This window comes from Methylobacterium brachiatum, from assembly GCF_900113845.1.
GTDB lineage: Bacteria > Pseudomonadota > Alphaproteobacteria > Rhizobiales > Beijerinckiaceae > Methylobacterium > Methylobacterium brachiatum.
Genome location: NZ_FOQW01000043.1, coordinates 1 through 5,467 on the forward strand (window position 1 = coordinate 1; position 5,467 = coordinate 5,467).

General features: G+C 67.9%; 2 protein-coding genes. Both read right to left on the minus strand.

Features of this window, described 5'->3' with window-relative positions:
• The coding region (locus BMZ47_RS27630; protein ID WP_139221093.1) for an amidase family protein at positions 1-4,202 on the minus strand (4,202 nt) is incomplete at its 3' end.
• A gap of 152 nt (positions 4,203-4,354) precedes the next feature.
• The coding region (locus tag BMZ47_RS27635; RefSeq protein ID WP_139221094.1) for an autotransporter outer membrane beta-barrel domain-containing protein at positions 4,355-5,467 on the minus strand (1,113 nt) is incomplete at its 5' end.

Consider the following 5,467-nt stretch of genomic DNA (forward strand, 5'->3'; position numbering starts at 1 on the left):
GTTCCGGTGGTGACCAGGGTGCCGGCATTGGCCAGCGGGGCCGAGACGGTGGTGAAGCGCCCGGTGTTGATCAGGGTGCCGCCCGGGGCGTTGACCGCGTCGGCGGTGTAGGCGCCGGCATTGACCAGGCGGCCGGTGTTGACGAGGTCGTCGACGACGCTGGCCTGGGCGGCGACGGTGAGCAGGCCGGCATTGGCGACGCGGCCGGCGCGGAGCTGGCCGCCCTCGGTGAGGGTGACGGTGCCGGCATTGTCGAGGGCGCCGGCGAGGGCGTAGCGGCCGGAGACGGTCAGGCTGGCGCCGGCGGCGTTGGCGAAGCCGGCATCCGAGGCGACCGGCCCGGTGACGGCGACCTGGCCGGCATTGCGGATCGCGCCGTCGAGGGTGCCGGCGGTGGCGATGAGGGAACCGGTGTTGGTGATCCCGCCCGCGATGGTGCCGCTGGTGGTGACGATGCCGGCATTGGTCAGGCCGCCGGCGATCGTTCCGGCATTGGTCAGCGTGGTACCGGCCAGGGTGACGACGGGGGAGACCAGGCTGGCGCTGGCGGTGAGGCTGAGGCCGCCGGCGGCCAGGGTGGTCGGGCCGGTGAAGCTGTGGGCCGCAGTGAGCGTCAGCGTGCCGGGGCCGCGCTGGACCAGCTCGCCGGACCCCGAGACGCTGCCGGCGAAGGTGACGGCATCGGCGCGGTTGAACGCCAGGATGCCGGCATTGACGACGTCGCCGATCAGGCTGCTGGTTGTGCCGCCGGTGCCAACCTGAAGGGTGCCGGCCGCGATGGTCGTGCCCCCGGTATAGGTGTTGCTGCCGGCGAGCGTCAGGGTACCGACCCCGGCCTTGGTCAGACCGCCGGCGCCGTCGAGGGTGCCGGCGAAGGTCGTGGAACTGTTGTCGCCGCCGGTGGTGAGGCGGGCGGATCCGAGCGCGACGCGGCCCTGTCCGGCGAGCGACCCCACAATCTCGCTGTCGGCCAGCGCCAGGGTGGCGCCGGCGCCGACGAGCACCGCGCTGCGGTCGCCGATGGCTTGGCCGCCGATCGCCCGGAGGGTTCCGGCCGCGATGGTGGTGGGACCGGCATAGGTGTTGGTGCCGGAGAGCGCGAGTGTGCCGGCGCCGAGCTTGGCCAGGCCGCCGGATCCGGCGAGCGACTGGGTGAGGGTGAAGGTGTTGGCCGGGTCGGCGATGTCGAGGCCGCCGCCGCCATTCGCCCAGGTGATCGGGCGGGTGGTGGCGGTGAAGCCGGTACCGGTAACCTGGAGGATGCCGCCGTCGAAGGTCAGCGGGGCAGCGGTCGCGCCGAGGCTGGTGTCATGCGCGACCGAGAGGATGCCGCCGGCGAAGGTGGTGCCACCGGAATAGGTGTTGGTGCCGGTGAGCGTGAGCGTGCCGCCCCCGGTCTTGATCAGGCTGCCCGCACCCGAAAGTATATTGGTTGCCGTCAGGTTCGCGCCCGCGGCCACCGCGATGCCGGAAAACCCGTTCAGATGGATCGGACGCGTGGTGGCGAAGCTCGCCGTTGCGAGCAGCGCGCTTCCATCCCCGATCGTCACGGTGCCGTAGGCCTGACCCAGGTTCTCGTCTCGCGAGACCGAGACTGTGCCGGCCTGGATATCCGTCCCCCCGGTATAGGTGTTGATCCCCCGTAGCGTTACCCGTCCGCCGCCTGTCTTAACCAGACCGCCGTTGCCGGACACGGCCTGATCCGCCAGCAGCGTCGCGCCCTTCAGTGCCCCGAGCGTTCCGCCGTAGCGCAGGATTACCGGACGCCTGAGCGCGAAACTTCGCGTGGCGATAAGCGCGCCCTTGTTCTCCAAGGTCACCGTATTCTCGCTGGCGCCGAGCGCCTCGGTCTTGTCGACTGCGAGACCGCCTTGCCAAACCTGGACATTGCCGGTGAAGTCGCTCGTGCCGGTCAAAACCTGAATGCCGGGGCCGTCCTTGATCAGGCCGCCATTGCCCGAGATGCGCCCATCAAACCATGAGGTCTTGCTGGCACGGGTGGTGTTGAGGACCAGCGGGGCCATCTCGGTCGTCAGCAGGTGGGCCCGGACCAGACGGCCGTGATCGTCGAGGTCGTTGAGGACCAGTGGAAGAAGCGGCCCGTTATCCTGCGGCTGGTTCGTGAACCCGGTCGGCGGTGGCTTCGGGGTCTCAGCCTTGTACTGCTGGAACGTAGTCGAGCCGAGTTGCTCCTGAAGGGCTGCTCCGATCCGGAGCAGCATCTGCTCTTGGTAAGGGTTTGCTTCGATCAGGATATTGGTCGAGACGCCACCCATCCGCACAGGGACGTTGAGCTGTGGCGAAGACGACATTTGCTCCGTGGCGAAGCTAAAGGCAGCCAGCCCATCATTGCTGCCATCATCGGTGCCGAGAAAGCCGATTATCGCATCGACCCCCAAAGCATTGCGGACATTCGACATCAGAGCTGTCGAGATGCGGATCCAGTTCGCGTAAGCCGCTTTGAGTTCACCAACGGATCCGTAGGGGCCGATCCCTTGCGATGTCAGGTATGACAGGTTGCCATCACCGCCATCAAGATCCGGATTTTTCTGCGAGAAAGCGATGATGTCGTCGATTGTCTTTGCAAAAACATTGCGATTGTCGCTCAACGATTTGAATTTATCGCCGAGCAGGCGGATCAGCGCGCTTTTGTAATCCGTCGGCGACGATACGCGCGTCGACAGATAGGTCGAGATCGAGACATAGGCGTCGTAGAAGATGAGCTGCGTCGCGGAGTCCGTTGCGGCTTGAACTTGCCGGGCTCCGTTGTCGAAAGTCCGTTTGTAGCGATCGAGGAACGCCGACTGGCCTGCCGCATCCGTCGGTATCTGGGCCGAAGGATCAGAGAACTTTATGAACTGCACGAGATCAGGGTCGGTCATGGCCAGGACCGCTGTCTTGACCGCGGCATCGACGTTGCCGCGATCGATCGTCACGACATCCGCGTGCGCCGTTCTCAGCATCGCGCCGACGACCTGGTCATATTGCGCGGGCCTGTTTGGATCCTCAGCCTGTGTCGTGCTGTAGAGACCGACCTTTACTCTGGCCAGATTGCCCGTGAGCGCGGCATTGTAATCCGCCGGACGAACATAATCCTTGCTGCGCGTATCGATCGAATCCTGCTTGACCATGGTGTTGAGCAGGAGGGCGAGGTCGTGGACGTTGTTGGCCATCGGCCCGGCCCCATCGATGAGGCTGGAATAGGGTGCGATACCGGTGGTGCTGACCAGGCCCTCCGTCGCCTTCAGCGCGTACAGACCCTGCTGCTGAGCAGGATAGATGATCGAATCCGAAGTCTGCGACCCAACTGTGAGGGGGGCGAATCGCATCGCGGCTGCAATGCTCGCCCCGCTGCTGGATCCGGCAACGACGATTGTCGGATCGAATGGGCTGATCGTCTGGCCGCCAGTGCTGCTGTGGTTGTTGCTGACGATGCCCGCCCACTGACCCATGTTGGCCTTGCCCGAGATCAGCAGGCCTTCCTCCCGCATCCCGCTGACGGCGGTCGCATCCCCGGCCACCTTGGAGCCGATCAAGGCTGCGGAACCGGCAGTGGTGCGTAGAGCATCATCGGTGTCGATGTTCGCCTTGAGCAGCACAGGCACGCCGAACAGGCGCGGCAGCGCTCTGCCCTGCAGTCGCGCCTCCGCGCGTTGCGCGTCAGCTTGATCCGCAAGCCTGAGAATATCCGGGTTGATTTGCTCAACAGACCGGAGCGCGGGACCGGCATGGTCGAGCGTTTGAATTTTGTACATGTATTGTAGGACGATCTCGCGCGACGTCGTCTCGCCCCGCTGGAGCATGTCGGCGAGTTGCGTTGCTGATCGCTCGGTGAGGTCGATCCCACCGTAGGCAGGAAGAGGGGCGTTCGAGAGGGTACGCGTCAGAGAGACGGGCGCCGCCGATGCTGGAAGCGACGCATCCGTTAAGCCGAGCCGTCCGACAAGGCCGACAATATCGGCTTCCGTCGCGCTGCGCGGATCGAATGTCACGAGCGGCCGGGCGGAGCTGGCGAGGACGTTGATCTCGCTCTCAGTCTTGGGGGCGCCGGCGCGGATATAGGTGGCGCGGATGACATCCCGTAACGCGAGATCGTACGTGTCTATGTCGGCCTGTGCTTGCGCTGGACCGGTCAGCATCGTGGTGCTGAGAAGGGCCGCGGCGATCTGCAGTCGGACGGGCGACGACAAACCAACCAACATTTTCGCACTCCGACATCGTTACGCGACAGTGTTTGGCCCGAATCCGGTGGGATCGGGCCGCTATTGAAATAGTGCAGAAGGATTTTATGCTTGTCTGTGCTCGATGAATAAATACAGACAAGCACCTGATGAGATGATCGAGCGGAAAGGGCTCAGAACCTGACGGTGAAGGCACCCTTGGCGGCGTGATCCTGGGCGCGGGCGCCGATCTGGCCGGTGTAGGACACGCCCAGCGACGCCGCCGGGGTAAGCCACACCGACAGGCCGGCCTCCGCCACCAGCGCGTCCCGGTCGATCGGCAGCCCGGCGGCGACGAACCGCGCCCCCGTGCCCCGGAACGCCAGCACCGCGCTCGGGACCACGTCGCCGAAGGTCCGCCGGTACCCGGCGAGCGCGTGCACGGACACCGGCAGCGCCGCCTCCGGATCGAGCTGCGCCTCCGCGCGCAGGCCGGCGGTCGCGGTCGGCAGCAGGCTGCCCCGCGCCGACCCCGTGAGCGCCGCCGCACCGCCCTGCTCGGCGAAGCGGTCGCGGCCCAGCGCCACCGCGCCCGCCCCGACGAACGGCTCCAGCATCGAACCGGCGCCGAGCGCGACCCGGTACCCGGCCTCGCCGAACCCCTGGACGCTGCGCCCGCCGGCACGGGCATTGGGCGTGTCGGTCAGGCCCGGGAACGCCACGACCCGCCGCAGCCGCGCCGGCTCGTCGGCCGCCAGGGCCCCGAACCGCAGAACCGCCGGGCCCGCCTCCAGGCTGCCGTAGACGCCGCCGAACGTGCTCGTCACCGTCCCGGTCTGGACCTGGCCCGGGCTGGCGAACGTCGTCTCGACATGGCCGCCGACCACCCCGAGCCGCAGGCCGCCGGCGCCGAGGCCGTCCAGGCGCGCGTCCACCCCCATGACGAAGCCGGCGCTCTGGCGCGACAGGGCGGCGGCGTTGCCGCCGGCCCGGGCCTGGCCGAGGCTGCCCAGCCCCTGGCCCCACAGGCCGACCACCCGCGGGTCGAACACCCGCGCCGGAACCGCCACCGGCTCCCCGGGCCGGTCGGCCGTGTCGGCGGCCGGCAGGCTGCCGTAGTCGCGCAGCTCGGAGCCGCCGCCCCAGCGCAGCCGGTCGAGCACCGCCTCGCGGGTGAGCCCGGCGGTGGCGAAGGCGGTCGAGGCCAGGCTGGCATGGGCGTCGCCCGCCATCCCGGCGAAGGCCGCCCGGGCCTGGTCCGCCGACAGGGTCGCGACCGCGTCGTACAGCGCCGAGCCCACCGCCCC